The sequence below is a fragment of the Streptomyces sp. NPDC047085 genome (genome assembly GCF_040643735.1).
Taxonomy (GTDB): Bacteria; Actinomycetota; Actinomycetes; order Streptomycetales; family Streptomycetaceae; genus Streptomyces.
The window spans coordinates 1,047,081-1,067,992 of the sequence record NZ_JBEYUW010000001.1 but is presented as its reverse complement, the minus strand read 5'-3'; the positions used below and the strand labels follow the sequence as shown (position 1 = coordinate 1,067,992).

Sequence of the window (20,912 nt, the reverse complement as noted above, 5' to 3'; positions counted from 1 at the left end):
AGCGACTGCATATACGTACGCGTACATACGCGTACGCGCGCGTGAGGGGCGCTTTCGCTGTCGTACGACACTGGGGGAGTGATCCGTTACGACGCCCTGGACGCGCTGCCCGTGCGCTCCGCCGTGCCCGCTCTGACCGAAGCGCTGGACGGGGAGGGCACCGCCGTGCTGGTGGCGCCGCCCGGCACCGGCAAGACGACGCTGGTGCCGCTGGTGCTGGCGGGGCTGGTCGGCGGCGGGCCCGCGCGGCGGGTCGTGGTGGCCGAGCCGCGGCGGATCGCGGCGCGGGCGGCGGCCCGGCGGATGGCGTGGCTGCTGGGCGAGCGGACCGGCGAGAGCGTCGGCTACACGGTGCGCGGCGAGCGGGTCGTGGGGCGGCACGCGCGCGTGGAGGTCGTGACGACGGGTGTGCTGCTGCAGCGGCTGCAACGGGACCAGGAGCTGGCGGGCGTCGACGTCGTCGTGCTCGACGAGTGTCATGAGCGGCATCTGGACGCCGACACGGTGGCCGCGTTCCTGTGGGACGTGCGGCAGGCGCTGCGGCCGGAGCTGCGGCTGGTGGCCGCGTCGGCGACCACCGACGCGGAGGGGTGGGCGCGGCTGCTGGGCGGCGCGCCGGTGGTCGAGGCGACGGGCGTCGCGCACCCCGTCCAGGTGGTGTGGGCGCCTCCGGCACGGCCGGTACGGCCGCCGCACGGGATGCGGGTGGATCCGGCGCTGCTCGCGCACGTGACCGCGGTGGTGCGGCGGGCGCTGGCCGAGCGGGAGGGGGACGTGCTGTGCTTCCTGCCCGGCGTGGGCGAGATCGCGCGGGTGGCCGGGCAGCTCGGGGAGCTGGGTGCCGTGGACGTGCTCCAGGTGCACGGGAGGGCGCCGGCCGCCGTGCAGGACGCGGTGCTGGCGCCCGGGGAACGGCGCCGGGTGGTGCTGGCGACGTCGGTCGCCGAGTCGTCGCTGACGGTGCCCGGGGTGCGGGTGGTGGTCGACTCCGGGCTGGCGCGGGAGCCCCGGGTGGATCACGCGCGCGGGTTGAGCGGGCTGGTGACGGTACGGGCGTCGCGCGCGGCCGGGAGGCAGCGGGCGGGGCGGGCCGGGCGTGAGGCGCCGGGCGTGGTGTACCGGTGCTGGTCGGAGGCCGAGGATGCCCGTCTGCCGGCTTTTCCGGCGCCGGAGATCAAGCTGGCCGACCTGACCGCGTTCGCCTTGCAGGCGGCTTGCTGGGGCGATCCGGACGCCCGCGGACTGGCGTTGCTCGATGCTCCGCCGGGTGGGGCGATGGCGGCGGCACGGGAGGTTCTGTCGGCCGTGGGCGCGGTGGACTCCGCCGGCCGGGCGACGCCGGTCGGTGTGCGGCTGTCCCGGCTCGGAGTGCATCCCCGGCTGGGACGAGCCTTGCTGGACACGGCCGGTGAGGGCGCGGAGGTCGTCGCTCTGCTCTCCGAAGAAGTGCCGCGGGACTACGGGGATGATCTTGCCGCTGCTCTGCGGCGGGCCCGGCGTGGGGGTGACGCCTACGCCGCGCGGTGGGCCGCGGAGGTGCGGCGGCTGGGGGCCGCGGTCTCTTCGGAGTTCTCCCACCCGCCCGCTCGTGACCGGCGGGCAGAGGACTCCGAACAGGCCGGACCAGGCGCCCTCGCCGGAACACGTGGCCGTCGGGCGGACTCCGAGCAGGCCGGATCAGGCGGCCCCGCAGGAGCACGTGGCCGTCAGACGCAGGGCCCCGAGCAGGCCGGATCAGGCATGGACGACGACCGGCGCGTCGGGCTCGTCGCGTCGCTCGCCTTTCCCGAGCGGGTGGCCAAGCTCGACGGTGGGTCGTATCTCATGGCGTCCGGCACCCGCGCCGAGCTGCCGGAGGGGTCCGCGCTGCGAGGCGCTCCCTGGATCGTCGTCGCCGTCGCCGATCGGCCCTCCCGTACGGGCCACGCGCGCGTGCTGCTCGGGGCTGCCGTGACCGAGGGCGTGGCGCGGGCCGCCGCGGGGGCGCTCCTCGACGAGCGGGACGAGGTGCACTGGGCCGACGGGGATGTGGTGGCCCGGCGGGTGGAACGGCTGGGCGCGGTCGAGCTGGCCGTACGGCCGTTGACGGACGCGGCTCCCGGGCTCGTACGCGGGGCCCTGCTCGAAGGGCTCCGGCAGGAGGGGTTCGGGCTGTTGCGGTGGTCGCCGGACGCGGAGGTGCTGCGGCAGCGGCTGGCGTTTCTGCGGGCGCACCTCGGGGAGCCGTGGCCGGACGTGTCGGACGAGGCGCTGCACGCGCGCGTGGACGAGTGGCTGGAGCCGGAGCTGGGCAGGGCCCGCCGTCGGACCGATCTGGGGCGGATCGACGCCGGGCAGGCGCTGGCGCGGCTGCTGCCCTGGGCGAGCGGGGACGCCGCCCGACTGGACGAGTTGGCGCCCGAGCGGATCACCGTACCGAGTGGGTCCAGAATCCGGATCGACTACGGGGACCCGGAGCGGCCCGTGCTCGCGGTGAAGCTGCAGGAGATGTTCGGGTTGCAGGAGACGCCGGCGGTGGCGGGCGTTCCGCTGCTCGTCCATCTGCTCTCCCCCGCCGGCCGGCCCGCCGCCGTCACGGCCGACCTCGCCTCCTTCTGGCGGGACGGATACCGCGGCGTCCGCGCGGAGCTGCGCGGGCGCTATCCGAAGCATCCGTGGCCCGAGGACCCGGCCTCCGCCGAGCCCACCCGGCACACCAACGCGCGGCTCAGGCGCTGACCGGTTCGGGGTCCGCCGCCGGGCTCGGCTCCGGGTCCTGCGGGCGGCGGGAGCGGGCCTCCAGGTAGAGGGAGAGGGCGAGGAGCAGCAGGCCGAGGGTCAGGGAGCCCCAGGGGATGTACGAGGTCAGCATCAGGACCAGGGTGCGGTTGTGCTGGACGAGGGCGACCGTGTGGGCGATGTAGTCCTCGCGCATCTTCACGTGCCCGGCGAACGCGGTCACCTTGGCGCGGCCACCGAGCAGGGTGCCGCCGCGCAGCTCCTCCTTGTGGATCTCCTCGCCGTAGACGGGCGCTCCGGTGACCGGTTCGACCCAGAACTTCCGGACCGTGGTGTACCAGCGCGTGGTGCCGGTCTTGGCGACCGACTCGGGGGTGATGCCCTGGACCGGCATGGTCTTGGGCATGGGGACCTTGGTCCAGGGGATGGTCTGTTCGAAGTAGTAGACCGTCAGGCCGCGGAAGCTCCGGGTGCCCTGGTAGTGGATGGGGTTGGTGGTGCGGGTCTGCGCGTCGAAGTACTCGTAGTCGCGCTTCTGGGTCAGGAAGGGCCACTTGAACTCGATGCCGTCGCGCTTCACCGGGTCGCCGTCGACCGACTCGCCGGTGGCGTGCACGGGGTCCTGGCTGTGGGCGTCGAAGATGTAGCGCTCGGGGATGCGGGAGACCATCTTGCCGTCGGGGCCCTGGACGTAGGACAGGCTGTCCCAGACGACGACGGGCCGCCCCGCCGTCTTCTCGATCCTCTTGGCGGCCTCCACGTCGCCCTTGAGGGTCTGCACGATGGTCACCTTGGGGACCGTCTTCGCGCGCATGGTGCCGTAGTCGAGGAGCGTGGCGTCCTTGGCCTCCAGGACCATGTCCTGGTACTGGTTCGCGGGGATCCTGGCCAGGCGCGGGAAGGCGTACCAGCGCAGCAGGGGGGACAGCGCCGCGCAGAACACGGCGCAGGCGAGCAGGACCAGGCTTGCCTTGCGGCGCATGGCGGCCTCCCTCCGGGACGGGCGCGGCACGGGTGCGGGTGCGAGTACGGGTACGGCTACGGGTGCGCGGGCACCGTGGACAGCAGCGGTTTGGGGGACGTCCGGCCCGTCGGGGTGCCCAGGGCGGTCATCGCCAGGACCAGGGCGAGCGCGAGGGCGAGACCGGTCGCGGCGGCGATCAGGGCGCGCATGCGGGCCTCCCGGCGGACGGGTCACGGTTCCTGATGGATCGTCAGGTGTGGCGGCAGGCACCGTAGCAACGGGCGGCCGAGATGAGAACAGGTTGCGCACACGGACGAGGGCGCCCCCTCCATGGCGGAGGGGGCGCCCTGTGGCCCTGCGGTGTCGGCCCTGTCGTCCGTGTTTCCCTGTCGTCCGTGCCGTCAGGAGGAGGCGGAGGGGCTCGGGCTGGGGCTGGTCGAGGGGGTGGCCGAGGAGGCGGGCGCGGCGACCGTGAGTTCGACGGTGAGGGTCGCGCCGCCGGTGGTGGTGATGCGGAGCAAGAACGTGCCGGTGGTGTCGTCCGCGTACAGCTTCGGCAACGTCAGCAGTCCCTTGTCGTCGGTCTGGAGACCGGTGAGGGTGCGCAGGATCTTGCCGTCGGGACCCTTGAAGTAGGGGCCCTTGTCGTTCTCGGTGGGGGCGGCCGCGTCGCTCTGGGCGGGGTCGTCGGGCGACTTGATCAGGGTGGCGGTGGCCGCGACCCCGTCGGCGACGGCGCCCTTGTACGTGGCCTTCACCTGGACCTGGTCGGCGAACTCGCCGCCCGGGGTGCAGGTCAGCGGGGTGTCGCTGGTGCGGGCCAGGGTGTCGGCGGCACGCGCGGTGACGGTGGCCGGGTAGTCGACGGTCTTGACCTTGTGGCCGACGACGGCGGTGGTGACGGTGAAGTCGCCGGCCTTCTCGCCCGCCTTGAGCGCCGGCGCGAGCGCCACGCCCTTGTCGTCGGTGGCGACCGTGGCCACGGTCTCGCCGCCGACGAAGGTGGCGTCGGTGTCACCGGTGATGGTGAACCGGATCCTGACCTTGGCGACGGCCTTCCCCGCCTTGGTCTCGGCGCGGGTGCCGATCCGCTGGCCGAAGGTGTCGCCGACCCTCGCGGTGAGCTGCGCGGTGCCGGTGTCCTCCAGGTGGTCCACGGTGTCGGAGGGGGTCTGCGGGACCGGCGGGACCGGGGGCTTGGGCGGCTTCGGGTCGGGGGTCTGCCCGCCGCCGCCCGGCTTCTGCGAGTGGTGCGGCTTGGGCTGCTTCGGCTTCGGCGGGCTGGAGTGCTTCTTGTTGTCGTCGCTGCGGTGCTGGGGCACGGGTCCGGTGCCGTCGGGCACGGAGTGGGTGCCCTTGCGGTAGTACTCCAGCCAGTTGAGGACCAGGTTCAGGTAGTCCTGCGAGTTGTTGTAGCTGAGGATCGCGCTGTGCAGACCGGGCGTGGTGGACATGTCCCAGTCGTTGCGGCACAGGTAGTGGCCGGCGGCGAGCGCGGCGTCGTAGACGTTGTTGGGGTCCGCCTTGCCGTCACCGTTGCCGTCGCGGCCGGCCCAGGCCCAGGTGGACGGGATGAACTGCATCGGGCCGACGGCCTGGTCGTACTGGCTGTTGCCGTCGTACGCGCCGTGGTCGGTGTCCTTGATGAGCGCGAAGCCGTTGCCGTCGAGCTGCGGCCCGAGGATCCGGCCCAGGGTGGTGCCGTTGGCGTCGACGCGGCCGCCGCGGGCCTGGCCGGACTCCACCTTGCCGATGGCGGCGAGGAGTTGCCAGGGCAGGTTGCAGCCCGGCTTGGAGGCGCGCAGTTCGATCTCGGCCCGCTTGTAGGCGTCGAGGACCGTCGCGGGGATGCCGGCCTCGGCGGGCCCCTGGGCGACGGGCGTGCCGACGGTGGGCGACGGGCTGGGGTTGGGGCTCTCCAGCGGCGGCAGGTCCGTGTAGTACGGCGAGTTGCCGGTGGCGTTGTCCTCGGCGGCCGGGTCCGATGCGGGGACGCTCGCGCCGGTGGCCTGGCTGCCGTGGTCCGCGCCGGCCGCTCCCGGGCCCTGGGACGCGGACAGAGCGGCGACCGCCGCCGCTGCCACGGCGGTGGTCGCCGCCCCCTTGCGCAGCCGCCTGCCGAAATGCGCCGCCATAGAGTGAACCCTCCCGTGGACGTTCTTGACGTCCTTCTCCGTCCGTCTGCCTCTGGTGTGACGGTTGACCCAGTGTTCTGGTTGCCCCTGTTCCGCCTTTGCCTCTGTGAGACATGTGTGCGAGCGCGCGCCCGGAACGGCGACCCAGGTGACCCTACGACAAGTTGCTGGATGCAGGGACCCGTTCGCATCCGTATTCACCGGTTGGCCAACTGACGTTGCCTTGCGTCGGCTCAGGATGCTCGCACACGTACGGGACGGATGGGATCGGCGACTTCGCCGACGCGGCGGACCGGCGATTCGGGAGGGATCACGCCGATTCAGGGGGCTCACGCTGATTCAGCAGGCTTGTGCTCTCGTATTGATTCGGGAGGTTGGGTCTCTCGTACCGATTCGGGAGGTTGGTGCTCTCGTACGCCGCCGGGATCAGGGCGCGCTGTCCGGGCGAGGTTGCGGACGGCTCCAGGGATGCCGGCCGTCCGGATTGTCCCGGTCGACCTGGATGCCTGACGGATCCGGGTGGGACGGGCGCTCGGCGAGAGACGCGACGAAGACCGTGAGGGTGCGCCGGGGGCGCGCCTTCGGGATCGCCGCGAGCAGTAGCGCGAGATAGCCGCGGGCCAGGTCGGTCCACGCGCGCCAGTCCGGGGCGTGGTGGGTCCGGGCGGCGAGCCGGCGCCGGAGGTCCGCCGCGGCCTTGCGTACGGTCGCGGCCGGGTCGGCGGGGATGCGGGCGGTGCTTGCGTCGGCCGCGAGGGGCGGGACCGGCGAGGCGGGCGTGCCCTGGGCCGAGGCGGTGTCCGCCCAGGCCGTCGTGCCGTTGTGCGCCTCGGGCGTCCGGCGGTGGAGCATGCGTATACCCATGCTCGCAGTGTTGCGGGTGCGGGGGGCGGGGGGCGTTTTGGCGGGGGCCACGTGAGTGAAACGCCCTCTGGGGGTTCGGTGGGGGGTGTGCGGGTCGGGGGTGGCGGAGGGGTGTTGTCGGGTGGGGCGGAGGGGTGCTGTCGGGTCGGGCGGTGACAACGCCCCTCCGCCGGTTGCCGGAGGCTAGTGGGCGGCCGATTCCCAGTCCGGGCCCACGCCCACGGAGACGTCCAGGGGGGCACGGAGGGTGACGGCGTTGGCCATCTCCCGGCGGACGATCTCCTCCGCGGCCGCGCGCTCGCCGGGGGCGATCTCCAGGACGATTTCGTCGTGGACCTGGAGGAGCATGCGGGACCTGAGGTCCGCCGCGCGCAGGGCCTGGTCGACGTTGAGCATGGCGATCTTGACGATGTCGGCCGCCGTGCCCTGGATGGGGGCGTTGAGGGCCATGCGTTCGGCCGCCTCGCGGCGCTGGCGGTTGTCGCTGTTGAGGTCGGGGAGGTAGCGGCGGCGACCGAAGAGCGTCGCCGTGTAGCCCGTCGCCCGGGCCTCGTCGACCGCCCGGCGCAGGTAGTCCCGCACGCCGCCGAAGCGCTCGAAGTACGCGTCCATCAGGGCGCGTGCCTCGGCCGCCTCGATGTTCAGCTGCTGGGAGAGGCCGAAGGCGGAGAGGCCGTACGCCAGGCCGTACGACATCGCCTTGATCTTGCGGCGCATCTCCGCGTCCACCGCGGTGGGCTCGACGGCGAACACCTGGGAGGCCGCGGTGGTGTGCAGGTCCTCGCCGGAGGTGAACGCCTCGATCAGGCCCTCGTCCTCCGAGAGGTGGGCCATGACGCGCAGCTCGATCTGGCTGTAGTCGGCGGTCATCAGGGACTCGAAGCCCTCGCCGACCACGAAGCCGCGGCGGATCGCGCGGCCCTCGTCGGTGCGGACCGGGATGTTCTGCAGGTTCGGGTCCGTGGAGGACAGGCGGCCGGTCGCGGCGACCGTCTGGTTGAAGGTGGTGTGGATACGGCCGTCGCCGGCGATGGTCTTGATCAGGCCCTCGACGGTGACGCGCAGCTTCGCCTGCTCGCGGTGGCGGAGCATGATCACGGGCAGTTCGTTGTCGGTCTGGCCGGCGAGCCAGGCCAGGGCGTCCGCGTCGGTGGTGTAGCCGGTCTTGGTCTTCTTGGTCTTGGGCAGCGCCAGCTCGCCGAAGAGAACTTCCTGGAGCTGCTTGGGGGAGCCCAGGTTGAACTCGTGGCCGGCGGCCGCGTGCGCCTCCTTCACGGCCTGCTGTACGGCGCCCGCGAACATCTGCTCCATCGCTTCGAGGTGCGCGCGGTCGGCCGCGATGCCGTGGCGCTCCATGCGGGCGAGCAGGGCGGAGGTGGGCAGCTCGACGTCCCGGAGCAGCTCGGCGGCACCGACCTCCTGGAGGCGCCCCTCGAAGGCCTCGCCCAGGTCGAGGACGGCGCGGGCCTTGATCATCAGGGCCTCGGCCTCGGCGCCGTCGTCCGCGCCGAAGGCGAGCTGGCCGTCGGCCGCGGCGGCGGGGGCCAGCTCGCGGTGCAGGTACTCCAGGGACAGCGCGTCCAGGTCGAAGGAGCGGCGGCCCGGCTTGACCAGGTAGGCGGCGAGAGCGGTGTCCATGGTGACGCCCTCGACGCTCCAGCCGTGCTCGGCGAAGACGCGCATGGCGCCCTTGGCGTTGTGGAACACCTTGGGCCGGGCGGCGTCGGCGAGCCAGGCGGCGAACGCCTTCTCGTCGGCCTCGTCCAGCTCGGAGGGGTCGAACCAGGCGGCCGCTCCCCCGGCCGCGGCGAGCGCGACCTCGGCGACGGAGCCGGTGCCCAGCGCCCAGGTGTCGAGGGTGGCGACGCCGAGGGTGCCGGTGCCGTGCTCGGCCAGCCAGGGGGCCAGCTCGCCGGTGCCGAGGGTCTTGCCGTCCACTTCCACGCCGTCGGTGGTGATCGGGGTGGCCTCGGCCTCCTCCGCGCCGGGGTCGACGGCGAAGAGGCGCTCGCGCAGGGACGGGTTGCGGATCTCCAGGGTGTCCAGGACCATCGCGACGGCCTTGCGGTCGTACGGGGCCCGCTCCAGGTCGGTGACCGTCTTCTGCAGCTCGACCTGGCGCTCCAGCTCGGTGAGGCGGCGGTTGAGCTTGACCGACTCCAGGTGGTCGCGGAGGTTCTGCCCGGCCTTGCCCTTGACCTCGTCGACGCGCTCGACCAGCTCGGCGAAGGAACCGAACTGGTTGATCCACTTCGCGGCGGTCTTCTCGCCGACGCCGGGGATGCCGGGGAGGTTGTCGGACGGGTCGCCGCGCAGGGCGGCGAAGTCGGGGTACTGGGCGGGCGTCAATCCGTACTTCTCGAAAACCTTCTCCGGGGTGAACCGGGTCAGCTCCGAGACGCCCTTCGTCGGGTACAGCACGGTCGTGTGCTCGGTGACCAGCTGGAAGGAGTCACGGTCGCCGGTGACGATCAGCACCTCGAAGCCCGCGGCCTCGGCCTGGGTGGCGAGGGTGGCGATGACGTCGTCCGCCTCGAAGCCCTCCACCGCGAAGCGCTGGGCGTGCATCGCGTCGAGCAGCTCGCCGATCAGCTCGACCTGGCCCTTGAACTCGTCCGGGGTCTTCGAACGGTTCGCCTTGTACTCGGTGAACTGCTCGGAGCGCCAGGTCTTGCGGGAGACGTCGAACGCCACCGCGAAGTGCGTGGGCGCCTCGTCACGCAGGGTGTTGGCCAGCATCGAGGCGAAGCCGTAGATCGCGTTCGTCGGCTGGCCGGTCGCGGTGGTGAAGTTCTCCGCGGGCAGCGCGAAGAACGCGCGGTACGCCAGTGAGTGCCCGTCCATGAGCATCAGCCGGGGGCGGCTGCCGGTGTTGTTGTCGGTCTGCTTCGATGCTGTCTCTGCCACGCCCCCGATCCTGCCACGCGGCACTGACAGCGCGTGCGCCGTGCCTCCGGCGGATCGGCCGACGACTGGGTTCCGGCCGGCTGGGCACCCGCCGAGCGCGCCGTCGGCCGAGGACCGGGTACCGGCCGGCTCGGCACCGCCGGACCGCGCCATCCGCGCTGATCGCCGTTGCGGCGGACATAGAGGGCGGCTGGTCGAGGCGGGGCGGCGGGGACGCGGCGGGCGCATGGAGAGGGTGGGCGAGTGGGGTTGAGGGGTGTGGGTCGTGGGGTGATTGAGGTGGTTGGGGGTGGTGGGAGTTGTAGGTGGTTTCGGGGGTTGTCGGTTGGGCGTGGGAGGATCGGAGATGTAGCTCACACATGCAGTCGTAAGGAGAGCGGGCGATGGCAACGAAGCCGCCCAAGGGCGATCCGGTTCAGGACGCGCCGCAGGTCGGGGGGCCGAAGCACGCTGCGGCGGGACTGCCGGCCATCGGGCAGACACTGCGCGTCGCCCAGCAGCAGATGGGCGTGAAGCGCACCATGCTGACGCTGCTGAGCGTGAACCAGAAGAACGGCTTCGACTGCCCGGGCTGCGCCTGGCCGGAGCCGGACCACCGGCACAAGGCGGAGTTCTGCGAGAACGGCGCCAAGGCGGTGGCCGAGGAGGCCACCCTGCGCCGGGTCACCCCGGAGTTCTTCGCCGCGCACTCGGTCGACGAGCTCGCCGGGCGGAGCGGGTACTGGCTGGGGCAGCAGGGGCGGCTCACGCACCCCATGTACCTGCCCGAAGGCGGCGAGCACTACGAGCCCGTCAGCTGGGAGCGGGCCTTCGACATCATCGCCGAGGAGATCGCCGCGCTCGGCTCCCCCGACGAGGCCCTCTTCTACACCTCGGGCCGCACCAGCAACGAGGCCGCGTTCCTGTACCAGCTGTTCGCGCGCGAGCTGGGCACGAACAACCTGCCCGACTGCTCGAACATGTGCCACGAATCGTCCGGATCGGCGCTGAACGAGACGATCGGCGTCGGCAAGGGCAGCGTCCTGCTCGAGGACATCTACAAGGCCGACCTGATCATCATCGCGGGCCAGAACCCGGGCACGAACCACCCGCGCATGCTCACCACGCTGGAGAAGGCCAAGGCGGCCGGCGCGAAGATCATCAGCGTGAACCCGCTGCCCGAGGCGGGCCTGCAGCGGTTCAAGAACCCGCAGACCCCGCAGGGGATGCTCAGCGGTGTCGAGCTCACGGACCTGTTCCTGCAGATCCGCATCGGCGGCGACCAGGCCCTGTTCCGGCTCTTCAACAAGCTCATCCTGGAGACGGAGGGAGCCGTCGACGAGGAGTTCGTGCGCGAGCACACCCACGGTTTCGAGGAGTTCGCGGACGTCGCCCGTGCCGCCGACTGGGACGAGACGCTCACGGCGACCGGCCTCACGCGCGCGGAGATCGAGCGCGCCCTGAAGATGATCCTGGCCTCCGAGCGGACCATCGTCTGCTGGGCCATGGGGCTCACCCAGCACAAGCACGCCGTCGTGACCATCCGGGAGATCGTCAACTTCCTGCTCCTGCGTGGCGCCATCGGCCGCCCCGGCGCGGGCGTGTGCCCGGTGCGCGGTCACTCGAACGTGCAGGGCGACCGCACGATGGGCATCTATGAGAAGCCGGCCCCGGCGTTCCTGGACGCGCTGGAGAAGGAGTTCGGGTTCGCGCCGCCGCGCGAGCACGGCTTCGACACAGTCCAGGCCATCCGCGCGCTGCGCGACGGCCGGGCGAAGGTGTTCGTCGCGATGGGCGGGAACTTCGTCTCTGCCTCCCCCGACACCGAGGTGACCGAGGCGGCCATGCGGCGGGCCCGGCTGACCGTGCACGTGTCGACCAAGCTCAACCGCTCGCACGTCGTCACGGGCGCGCGTGCGCTGATCCTGCCGACGCTGGGCCGTACCGAGCGCGATCTGCAGGGATCCGGCGAGCAGTTCGTGACCGTCGAGGACTCGATGGGCATGGTGCACGCCTCGCGCGGGCGGCTGGAGCCGGCGAGCCCACAGCTGCTGTCCGAGCCGGCGATCGTGTGCCGGCTGGCCCGCCGGGTGCTCGGCGAGGACAGCGTCGTGCCGTGGGAGGAGTTCGAGAAGGACTACGGGACGATCCGTGACCGCATCGCGCGCGTGATCCCCGGTTTCGAGGACTTCAACGCGCGCGTGGCCCGCCCCGGCGGCTTCACGCTGGCGCACGCGCCGCGCGACGAGCGGCGCTTCCCGACGGCCACCGGCAAGGCGAACTTCACGGCGGCGCCGGTCGAGCACCCGAAGGTGCCCGAGGGCCGGCTGCTGCTGCAGACGCTGCGCTCCCACGACCAGTACAACACCACGATCTACGGCCTGGACGACCGCTACCGGGGCATCACGAACGGCCGCCGGGTGGTGCTCGTGCACCCCGAGGACGCGCGGACGCTCGGGGTCGCCGACGGGTCGTACGTGGATCTGGTGAGCGAGTGGAAGGACGGCGTGGAGCGGCGGGCGCCCGGCTTCCGCGTCGTGCACTACCCGACGGCCCGGGGCTGTGCGGCGGCGTACTACCCCGAGACCAACGTGCTGGTGCCGCTGGACGCCACCGCTGATACCAGCAACACCCCGACCAGCAAGTCCGTTGTCGTCCGTCTGGAACAATCGGCGACCGACTGAGCGTTTGCTCAGCGAGCCGGACCCAGCGATCGACGAGAACGGAGCCTGGCCCCATGGGCGAGCAGCAGCAAGTGAAGTTCCCTCAAGAGATCATCGACGAGTACGCCGCCCTCGGCGTCGACCTGCCCGCGCTGTTCTCGGCGGGGCACCTCGGGACGCGGATGGGCGTGCAGATACTGGAGGCCTCGGCGGACCGGGTCGTCGGGACGATGCCGGTGGAGGGCAACACCCAGCCGTACGGGCTGTTGCACGGCGGCGCCTCGGCCGTGCTCGCCGAGACCCTGGGCTCGGTCGGCTCCATGCTGCACGGCGGCACCTCGAAGATCGCCGTCGGTGTGGACCTGAACTGCACGCACCACCGCGGGGTCCGCTCCGGGCTGGTCACCGGTGTGGCCACGCCCGTGCACCGAGGCCGGTCGACGGCGACGTACGAGATCGTGATCAGCGACGAGGACGGCCGCCGGGTGTGCAGCGCCCGGCTGACCTGCCTGCTGCGGGACGCGCCGACGGGCAACTAGCGCCTCGAGGGGCAGTGCCTCAACAGGCATAGCGCCTCAACGGGCATAGCGCCTCGAGGGGCAGGGGCATGAGGGCCGGTCCGGCGGACCGGCCCTCGGAAGCGTCCCCGCCGCCGTTGTCCCCGCCGCCCCGTTGCCCCCTCGCCGCCCCTCCCCTTAGCTTCGGCACATGGGACGGCGTGGGGACCCCCGGCCGGGGGTGAGGCTCCTGGTGCTCGGCCTGGCGCTGCCGGCACTCCTGTGGACGGCCGGCTGCGGCGGGACGGACCACGCCGGGCCGGGTGACGAGGGCGGAGCCGGCGACCCCACGCACCCGGCCCGCGGCTCAGCCACCGCCTCCATGTCGCGCACCTCCGCGTCGCCCGCCTCCGTGCCGCCCACCTCCGCGTCGCCCGTCTCCGTGTCACCCGCCTCCGACGCGGAGTTGTGCGAGAGAGTCGTCGCCTACTGGTCGCGCGAGGTGCTCGACAGCGGCACCTACGGCGACTACCAGTCCATGGGGCTGTCCAACGGACAGTACGAGATCCTGCGGGACGTCGTGGACGCGGCGCGGGCCGCCGAGCGGCGCCAAGGGGACGCTGCCGCCGACAAGTTGATCGACCGTCAGGCCCGCAGCGCCTGCACCGAGCGGTACCGGAACGGAACACCGAGCGGAGGCCCGTGGCAGTGAGCGGCATCGGCCCCCTGGAGCCCGGCGAGGGCACGCGGGCGTGGGACACCGCACCACAGGCGCCCCACGGCCGAAGACGCGCCCTGCTCTCGGCCCTGTACGCCCGCCACCGCCGCGCCGTCCTGGCCCTCGCGGCCGCCGCGCTCCTGCTCGCGGGCGGCGGCTATCTCTACGGGACCCGCCCGCAGCAACCGCCACCACCCCAAGTGCCGTACCCCGCACAGGTGGTGGCGATGTCGTTCGTGCGCGAGCGGGCCACCGCGCCCGGCGCTCCGGCCCGCAGCTTCAGCTTCGAGGTGCTGATGAGCGTGGCGTCGGGACCGCCGGTCACCGTGACCCGGGTGACCCAGCCGTACGCCGGTCTCGCGGTGTCCGCGGCGCCACATGCCCCCTTCCGGACAAAGGCAGGCGCTCCCCGCAAGATCACCATAACCATGCATGTGACGGAATGCGGAAAGGTTCCGAAGGACGCCGGGATGCCTTTCCTGGAGGTAACTCTACGTAATACGCGCGCAATGCAGATTCAGAGTTTCATCCTTGGTTCCCGCTACGCACAGCACCTCTCACGCGCCTTGAAAGTCGCCTGCAGCAACAGTGGCACGTAATCACCAAAACCCTTGAGACACCTGAACGGATCACGGTGGGTCCTGCGGGTTCTCACAATGCGGACGGGGCGAATCGACCCGAATTCCGGCGTACCCCCCACGGTGTACCGCTCTGCATTACCTCGTGTCATAACAAGAGCGTCACAGCATTGGTCAGACACTCCTCCACGTTCCCCACACGCGCCTAGAGTCACGGCCAGTCACCGCGCAGTCGGATTCTCACTTCGGCCCGGCGCGCGACTCGACCGTTTCCACGGGGATGCGGTTGTCGATCGGAAAGGACTGATCGTGCGTCAACGTTCTCTCATCGCCATCACCGCCGCCCTGGCGGCGGGTGCACTCACCCTCACCGCCTGCGGTTCGCGCGACAGCGGCGACAAGGGATCGGACTCGGGCAACGGCGGCGGCACCACCGTCACCATCGGCATCGACGCCCCGCTGACCGGCGACCTGTCCGCCCTGGGCCTGGGCATCCGGAACTCCGTGGACCTCGCGGCCAAGCAGGCCAACAAGAAGAACTACGTCAAGGGTGTGACCTTCAAGGTCGAGGCCCTCGACGACCAGGCGCAGCCCTCCTCGGGCCAGACGAACGCCACCAAGTTCGTCGGCGAGAAGGAGGTGCTCGGCGTGGTCGGTCCGCTGAACTCCTCCGTCGCCCAGTCGATGCAGAAGGTCTTCGACGACGCGAAGCTGGTCGAGGTCTCCCCGGCCAACACCAGCCCGGACCTGACCCAGGGCGCCAACTGGCGCACCTCGAAGTCGCGTCAGTACAAGTCGTACTTCCGCACCGCGACCACGGACGCCATCCAGGGCCCGTTCGCCGCCCAGTACGTCTACAACAAGGCCAAGAAGACCAAGGCCTTCGTCATCGACGACAAGAAGACCTACGGCGCCGGCCTCGCCGGCACGTTCACCGACGAGTTCAAGAAGCTCGGCGGCAAGATCGTCGGCACCGAGCACATCAACCCCGACACCAAGGACTTCTCCGCGGTCGCCACCAAGGTGAAGAACTCCGGTGCCCAGGTGGTCTACTACGGCGGCGAGTACCCGCAGGCCGGCCCGCTCAGCAAGCAGATCAAGGCCGCCGGCGCCAAGATCCCGCTGGTCGGCGGTGACGGCATCTACGCCGACGACTTCATCAAGCTGGCCGGCGCCTCCGGCACCGGCGACCTGGCCACCTCGGTCGGCGCGCCGGTCGAGACGCTCGACTCCGCCAAGGAGTTCGTCGCCAACTACAAGGCGGCGGGCTACAAGGAGGCGTACGCGGCGTACGGCGGTTACTCCTACGACTCGGCCTGGGCGATCATCGAGGCCGTGAAGAAGGTCGTCGACGACAACGGCGGCAAGCTGCCGGACGACGCCCGCGCGAAGGTCACCGCCGCCATGCAGAACGTCTCCTTCGACGGTGTGACCGGCAAGGTCTCCTTCGACGAGTACGGTGACGCGACCAACAAGCAGCTCACCGTCTACTCCGTCAAGAGCGGTGCCTGGAGCGCTGTGGAGTCCGGCACCTTCAACGGCAGCTGACCCACACCCGCACCTGCCGAGCCGCGCGGGGCGCTGTTCCACTGGCGCCCCGCGCGGACTCGCATCCGGCCTCATTCGTCGAACTTTCCGAACGCTCGGAGGACATGCGGTGAACGAACTGCCGCAGCAGCTGGTCAACGGCCTGCTACTTGGATCCATGTACGGGCTGGTCGCCATCGGCTACACGATGGTCTATGGCATTGTCCAGCTCATCAACTTCGCCCACGGCGAGATATTCATGACCGGAGCGTTCGGGGCGCTCACGGTCTACGCCTACATCCTTCCCGACGGCACCTCGATGTGGGTGGCCCTGCCGCTGATGCTCATCGGCGCCATCCTCGTCGCCGTCACCGTCGCCGTCGGAGCGGAACGGTTCGCCTACCGGCCCCTGCGCACCGCACCCCGTCTCGCTCCGCTCATCACCGCCATCGGCCTCTCCCTCGCCCTCCAGCAGGCGGTGTGGGCCTGGTACCCGGGCGCCAAGTCCGCCCGCACGTTCCCGAGCATCCCCGGCGGCCCCTTCGAGATCGGCAACGTCACCATCCAGACGGGTGACATCTTCCTGGTCTGCGCGGCGCCGCTCAGCATGGCGTTCCTCGCCTACTTCGTGATGCGCACCCGTACCGGGCGCGGCATGCAGGCCACCGCCCAGGACCCGGACACCGCGAAGCTGATGGGCGTCAACACCGACCGCATCATCGTGATCGCGTTCGCCCTCGGCGCCGCCTTCGCCGCCGTCGGATCCGTGGCCTACGGCCTCAAGTACGGCCAGATCGACTTCCGTATGGGCTTCATCCTCGGTCTGAAGGCGTTCACCGCGGCCGTCCTCGGCGGCATCGGCAACATCTACGGCGCCATGCTCGGCGGCCTCGTCCTCGGCGTCGCCGAGGCCCTCTCCACCGCCTACATCGCCGACATCCCCGGCATGGACAAGTTCGGCAGCCAGTCCTGGGCCGACGTCTGGGCCTTCGTACTCCTCATCCTCGTTCTGCTGTTCAGGCCCCAGGGTCTGCTCGGCGAGCGCGTCGCGGACAGGGCGTGACACCGATGACCACACAGACCACCACCTCCGAGACCCCGAGCACTCCCGCGGCCGCCCCGTCCGGCCTGATCGGCCTGCCCGCCCCGGTGGGACGGGCCCTCGCCACCGGCGGCGGCGTCCTGACGATCCTCTCCACCTTCCTCGCCTGGACCTGGACCGCCGAATTCCCCGGCGACCTCACCGTCTACGGCTACCCGGGCGGCCTTCAGGTCCTCGTCCTGATCGGCGGCCTCCTCACCACCGTCTTCGGCCTCGCCTCCTACGGCGTCAAGGGCCTGAGGTGGCTGACCCCGGGCAGCGCCGACAGCGCGCTGAAAATGTCCGCGCTCGGCGCCTTCGCCACCGCCTGGTACACGGTCATCGCCATCAGCGCCAAGCTGGGCGGCCTCGTGAACCTGGAGGCCGGCGGCTTCGTCGTGGCCGTCGCCACGCTGGCGGCCCTGGTCGGCGCGCTGGCCCTGCCGTTCGAGCGGCCGGCCCCCGACCCCGCCGACCCGGACGACACCGGCCTGGAGGCGTTCCGCCACCGGTCCCGCCAGAACTGGAACACCTTCAAGGCGGCCTTCGCCTCCAAGCCCCTGGCGCCGGCCCCCAAGCTGCCCGCCTACGTCGAGATCCTCGTCATCATCGCGGCGATGGCGGTCGGCCTGATCGTCTTCACCTACGGCATCGGCACCGAATACGACCAGCTGTTCATCGGCTTCCTCATCACGGCCGGCTTCGGCTTCGGAGCCCTCGCCAAGGCCGGGCTCGTGGCCCGGGTCTCGGCGATCACCGCGCGCCACCGCAACATCACCATGACCGGTGCCTTCGTCGCCGCGGCCGCCTTCCCCTTCACGCAGTCCGACGACCAGTACGCGACGATCGGCGTCTACATCCTGATCTTCGCCACCGTCGCGCTCGGCCTGAACATCGTCGTCGGCCTCGCCGGCCTCCTCGACCTCGGTTACGTCGCCTTCCTCGGTGTCGGCGCCTACACCGCGGCCCTGGTCTCCGGCTCGCCGTCCTCGCCGCTGCACGTGCACTGGCCGTTCTGGGCCTCGGCGTTGTGCGGCGCGGCCGTCGCCATGGTGTTCGGCGTCCTCATCGGCGCCCCGACGCTGCGCCTGCGCGGCGACTACCTCGCCATCGTGACGCTCGGCTTCGGTGAGATCTTCCGCATCACCGTCCTCAACATGGACGGCACCTCGGGTCCGGACGTCACCAACGGCTCCAACGGCATCTCGTCGATCCCGAACCTGAACATCCTCGGCTTCGACTTCGGCCAGGAGCACCAGCTCCTCGGCGCCACCGTCGGCCGGTTCGCGAACTACTTCCTGCTGATGCTGCTCATCACGCTCATCGTCGTCGTGGTCTTCCGGCGCAGCAGCGACTCCCGCATCGGCCGCGCCTGGATCGCCATCCGCGAGGACGAGACCGCCGCGCTCGCCATGGGCATCAACGGCTTCCGGGTCAAGCTCATCGCGTTCGCCCTGGGCGCCTGCATGGCCGGTCTCGCCGGCTCCGTCCAGGCCCACGTCACGTACACGGTGACCCCCGAGCAGTACCAGTTCGCCCACGTCGTCCCGCCCAACTCGGCCTTCCTGCTGGCCGCGGTGGTCCTCGGCGGCATGGGCACCATCTCCGGTCCGCTGGTCGGTGCCGCGCTGCTGTACCTGATCCCGGCCAAGCTCCAGTTCCTGGGCGACTACCAGCTCTTCGCCTTCGGCGTCGCGCTCGTACTCCTGATGCGCTTCCGCCCCGAGGGCCTCATCCCCAACCGGCGCCGCCAGCTCGAATTCCACGAAGAGGCAGAAGCGCCCGCCGTCCTCAGCAAGGCAGGGGCGTGACCACCATGACCACCGACACCACCACCCAGGACGCCGCCCCCGGCGCTTCCGCACCCGGCGAGGTCGTGCTCGACGCCCGCGGCGTGACCATGCGCTTCGGCGGTCTGACGGCCGTACGCAATGTCGACTTCACCGTCAACAGCGGCGAGATCGTCGGTCTGATCGGCCCCAACGGCGCCGGCAAGACCACGTTCTTCAACTGCCTCACCGGCCTGTACGTCCCCACCGAGGGCGAAGTCCGCTACAAGGGCAAGGTCCTGCCGCCCAAGTCCTTCAAGGTCACCGCGGCCGGCATCGCCCGCACCTTCCAGAACATCCGTCTGTTCGCCAACATGACGGTCCTGGAGAACGTGCTCGTCGGCCGCCACACCCGCACCAAGGAGGGCCTGTGGTCCGCGCTGCTGCGCGGCCCCGGCTTCCACAAGGCCGAGGCGGCCTCCCGCGCCCGCGCCATGGAACTCCTGGAGTTCGTGGGCCTGGAGGCGAAGGCCGAACACCTCGCCCGTAACCTCCCCTACGGCGAGCAGCGCAAGCTGGAGATCGCCCGGGCGCTGGCCAGCGAGCCCGGCCTGCTGCTCCTGGACGAGCCCACCGCCGGCATGAACCCGCAGGAGACCCGGGCCACCGAGGAACTGGTCTTCGCCATCCGGGACAAGGGCATCGCCGTGCTCGTCATCGAGCACGACATGCGCTTCATCTTCAACCTCTGCGACCGTGTCGCCGTCCTGGTGCAGGGCGAGAAGCTCGTCGAGGGCGACAGCGCGACCGTGCAGGGCGACGAGCGGGTCGTCGCCGCATACCTCGGCGAACCCTTCGAGAACGCTCCCGGCGACGAGGAGGTCGCCGAGGTCGAGGCGGCCGAGGCGCACGCCGAGGCCACGACGGACGCCGCGCCCGGCAAGGAGAACGACCGATGACCGCACTGCTCGAAGTAGAGGACCTGCGGGTCGCCTACGGCAAGATCGAGGCCGTCAAGGGCATCTCCTTCAAGGTCGAGGCCGGCCAGGTGGTCACCCTCATCGGCACCAACGGCGCCGGCAAGACCACCACGCTGCGCACGCTCTCCGGCCTGCTCAAGCCGGTCGGCGGGCAGATCCGGTTCAACGGCAAGTCGCTGAAGAAGGTCCCGGCCCACCAGGTGGTCTCGCTGGGCCTCGCCCACTCGCCCGAAGGCCGGCACATCTTCCCGCGCATGACCATCGAGGACAACCTGCGCCTCGGCGCGTTCCTGCGGAGCGACAAGCCGGGCATCGAGAAGGACATCCAGCGCGCCTACGACCTCTTCCCCATCCTCGGGGAGCGCAGGAAGCAGGCCGCGGGCACCCTCTCCGGCGGTGAGCAGCAGATGCTGGCGATGGGCCGCGCCCTGATGTCCCAGCCGAAGCTGCTCATGCTCGACGAGCCCTCCATGGGTCTGTCGCCGATCATGATGCAGAAGATCATGGCGACGATCGCCGAGCTGAAGTCCCAGGGCACGACGATCCTGCTGGTCGAGCAGAACGCCCAGGCGGCGCTCTCGCTCGCCGACCAGGGCCATGTCATGGAGGTCGGCAACATCGTCCTCTCCGGCACCGGCCAGGACCTGCTGCACGACGAGTCCGTGCGCAAGGCCTACCTCGGCGAGGACTGACCAGCCCGGATACGACAAGGCCCGCGCCCTCTTCTCCAGGGCGCGGGCCTCGTCATTCGCCGGCGTTCGCTGCTCGCCGACATTCGCCGAAATGGATCAGGCCTTCTTGGCCCTCTTCTCCTCGCTGTCCGCGATGACCGCCTCGGCGACCTGCTGCATCGACATGCGGCGGTCCATCGACGTCTTCTGGATCCAGCGGAAGGCGGCCGGCTCGGTCAGGCCGTACTCCGTCTGCAGGATGGACTTCGCGCGGTCGACCAGCTTGCGGGTCTCCAGCCGCTGGGTGAGGTCGGCGACCTCCTGCTCCAGCTGCTTCAGCTCGGTGAACCGGGAGACCGCCATCTCGATGGCCGGCACGACATCGCTCTTGCTGAACGGCTTCACCAGGTACGCCATGGCACCGGCGTCGCGGGCGCGCTCGACGAGGTCGCGCTGCGAGAAGGCGGTCAGCATCAGCACCGGGGCGATGGACTCCTCGGCGATCTTCTCGGCCGCGGAGATGCCGTCCAGCTTGGGCATCTTGACGTCGAGGATGACGAGGTCCGGCCGGTGCTCGCGGGCCAGCTCGACGGCCTGCTCCCCGTCCCCGGCCTCGCCGACGACGGTGTACCCCTCCTCCTCCAGCATCTCCTTGAGATCCAGCCGGATCAGGGCCTCGTCCTCGGCGATGACGACACGGGTCGTCAGCGGAGGCACGTGCGACTTGTCGTCGTCGGGCGCGTCTACGGGCTGGGGCGACTCGGGCGCGGTCACGGAGGCTCCTTGTTCAAGGCAGGGGTCTGCTGACAAGAGCCTACCTAGCTGCGCCTCCCATCGGTGACCCGGTACACTCCTCCAGGG

At 71.0% G+C, this 20,912-nt stretch carries 16 protein-coding genes; 10 read left to right on the top strand and 6 right to left on the bottom strand.

Going from position 1 to position 20,912, the window contains the following annotated elements; genetic code table 11:
* Positions 1-78: 78 nt before the first annotated feature.
* Positions 79-2,718 (top strand): ATP-dependent helicase C-terminal domain-containing protein, encoded by a 2,640-nt coding sequence (locus ABZ865_RS04575; RefSeq protein ID WP_361223655.1) that lies wholly within the window; start codon positions 79-81, stop codon positions 2,716-2,718.
* Here ABZ865_RS04575 and ABZ865_RS04570 read toward each other — a convergent pair.
* From ABZ865_RS04570 to polA, 5 genes are all read right to left on the bottom strand, one after another.
* Complete coding sequence (locus ABZ865_RS04570) at positions 2,708-3,700, bottom strand: DUF3068 domain-containing protein (RefSeq protein WP_361223653.1); 993 nt, start codon at positions 3,698-3,700, stop codon at positions 2,708-2,710. The two genes, ABZ865_RS04575 and ABZ865_RS04570, sit on opposite strands and share 11 nt — an antisense overlap.
* Before the next feature lie 56 nt (positions 3,701-3,756).
* Complete coding sequence (locus tag ABZ865_RS04565) at positions 3,757-3,891, bottom strand: SPW_0924 family protein (protein WP_361223650.1); 135 nt, start codon at positions 3,889-3,891, stop codon at positions 3,757-3,759.
* Positions 3,892-4,083: 192 nt separating this feature from the next.
* Positions 4,084-5,817: a lytic transglycosylase domain-containing protein gene (locus ABZ865_RS04560; protein WP_361223647.1), complete on the bottom strand. Its 1,734-nt coding sequence runs from the start codon at positions 5,815-5,817 to the stop codon at positions 4,084-4,086.
* 426 nt (positions 5,818-6,243) lie between these two features.
* Positions 6,244-6,681 carry a hypothetical protein gene (locus tag ABZ865_RS04555; protein WP_361223644.1) on the bottom strand — a complete coding sequence of 146 codons (438 nt, stop codon included), beginning with the start codon at positions 6,679-6,681 and terminating at the stop codon, positions 6,244-6,246.
* Between the two features lie 183 nt (positions 6,682-6,864).
* Entirely contained in the window at positions 6,865-9,588 is a 2,724-nt protein-coding gene (gene polA / locus ABZ865_RS04550) for a DNA polymerase I (RefSeq protein WP_361223641.1), read from the bottom strand.
* A 383-nt stretch (positions 9,589-9,971) separates the two neighbouring features.
* On the opposite strand from polA, the gene ABZ865_RS04545 reads away from it, so the two are divergent.
* The 9 genes from ABZ865_RS04545 to ABZ865_RS04505 all read left to right on the top strand — a co-directional run bounded on the left by ABZ865_RS04545 (position 9,972) and on the right by ABZ865_RS04505 (position 20,072).
* Entirely contained in the window at positions 9,972-12,251 is a 2,280-nt protein-coding gene (locus ABZ865_RS04545) for an FdhF/YdeP family oxidoreductase (protein ID WP_361223638.1), read from the top strand.
* 53 nt (positions 12,252-12,304) lie between these two features.
* Entirely contained in the window at positions 12,305-12,769 is a 465-nt protein-coding gene (locus ABZ865_RS04540; RefSeq protein WP_361223635.1) for a hotdog fold thioesterase, read from the top strand.
* Between the two features lie 169 nt (positions 12,770-12,938).
* Positions 12,939-13,439, top strand: coding sequence for a hypothetical protein (locus tag ABZ865_RS04535; RefSeq protein WP_361223632.1), 501 nt, complete (start codon positions 12,939-12,941; stop codon positions 13,437-13,439).
* A complete protein-coding gene (locus ABZ865_RS04530; protein ID WP_361223629.1) occupies positions 13,436-14,044 on the top strand; it encodes a Tat pathway signal sequence domain protein in 609 nt (202 codons plus the stop codon). Before ABZ865_RS04535 ends, ABZ865_RS04530 begins: the two co-directional genes overlap by 4 nt.
* 288 nt (positions 14,045-14,332) lie before the next feature.
* Positions 14,333-15,571, top strand: coding sequence for a branched-chain amino acid ABC transporter substrate-binding protein (locus tag ABZ865_RS04525; RefSeq protein ID WP_361223626.1), 1,239 nt, complete (start codon positions 14,333-14,335; stop codon positions 15,569-15,571).
* A gap of 109 nt (positions 15,572-15,680) precedes the next feature.
* The gene (locus ABZ865_RS04520) at positions 15,681-16,613 is read left to right on the top strand and encodes a branched-chain amino acid ABC transporter permease (RefSeq protein WP_361223624.1); all 933 of its coding nucleotides are present in this window, start codon (positions 15,681-15,683) and stop codon (positions 16,611-16,613) included.
* A gap of 5 nt (positions 16,614-16,618) precedes the next feature.
* Complete coding sequence (locus tag ABZ865_RS04515; RefSeq protein ID WP_361223621.1) at positions 16,619-18,442, top strand: branched-chain amino acid ABC transporter permease; 1,824 nt, start codon at positions 16,619-16,621, stop codon at positions 18,440-18,442.
* 5 nt (positions 18,443-18,447) lie between these two features.
* Positions 18,448-19,359 carry an ABC transporter ATP-binding protein gene (locus ABZ865_RS04510; RefSeq protein ID WP_361224385.1) on the top strand — a complete coding sequence of 304 codons (912 nt, stop codon included), beginning with the start codon at positions 18,448-18,450 and terminating at the stop codon, positions 19,357-19,359.
* Positions 19,356-20,072 (top strand): ABC transporter ATP-binding protein, encoded by a 717-nt coding sequence (locus ABZ865_RS04505; protein ID WP_361223618.1) that lies wholly within the window; start codon positions 19,356-19,358, stop codon positions 20,070-20,072. Before ABZ865_RS04510 ends, ABZ865_RS04505 begins: the two co-directional genes overlap by 4 nt.
* 96 nt (positions 20,073-20,168) lie before the next feature.
* Here the strand turns inward: ABZ865_RS04505 and ABZ865_RS04500 are convergent, their stop codons facing one another.
* On the bottom strand, positions 20,169-20,825 hold the full coding sequence (locus ABZ865_RS04500) for a response regulator (RefSeq protein WP_361223615.1): 657 nt from the start codon (positions 20,823-20,825) through the stop codon (positions 20,169-20,171).
* Positions 20,826-20,912 lie beyond the last annotated feature (87 nt).

Bases quoted from the DNA above. Each gene is read 5' to 3' on its own strand.
- ABZ865_RS04570 (WP_361223653.1), bottom strand. From the start codon at position 3,700: ATGCGCCGCAAGGCAAGCCTGGTCCTGCTCGCCTGCGCCGTGTTCTGC.
- ABZ865_RS04540 (WP_361223635.1), top strand. From the start codon at position 12,305: ATGGGCGAGCAGCAGCAAGTGAAGTTCCCTCAAGAGATCATCGACGAG.
- ABZ865_RS04515 (WP_361223621.1), top strand. From the start codon at position 16,619: ATGACCACACAGACCACCACCTCCGAGACCCCGAGCACTCCCGCGGCC.
- ABZ865_RS04560 (WP_361223647.1), bottom strand. From the start codon at position 5,817: ATGGCGGCGCATTTCGGCAGGCGGCTGCGCAAGGGGGCGGCGACCACC.
- ABZ865_RS04555 (WP_361223644.1), bottom strand. From the start codon at position 6,681: ATGGGTATACGCATGCTCCACCGCCGGACGCCCGAGGCGCACAACGGC.
- ABZ865_RS04510 (WP_361224385.1), top strand. From the start codon at position 18,448: ATGACCACCGACACCACCACCCAGGACGCCGCCCCCGGCGCTTCCGCA.
- ABZ865_RS04505 (WP_361223618.1), top strand. From the start codon at position 19,356: ATGACCGCACTGCTCGAAGTAGAGGACCTGCGGGTCGCCTACGGCAAG.
- ABZ865_RS04545 (WP_361223638.1), top strand. From the start codon at position 9,972: ATGGCAACGAAGCCGCCCAAGGGCGATCCGGTTCAGGACGCGCCGCAG.
- ABZ865_RS04535 (WP_361223632.1), top strand. From the start codon at position 12,939: ATGGGACGGCGTGGGGACCCCCGGCCGGGGGTGAGGCTCCTGGTGCTC.
- ABZ865_RS04565 (WP_361223650.1), bottom strand. From the start codon at position 3,891: ATGCGCGCCCTGATCGCCGCCGCGACCGGTCTCGCCCTCGCGCTCGCC.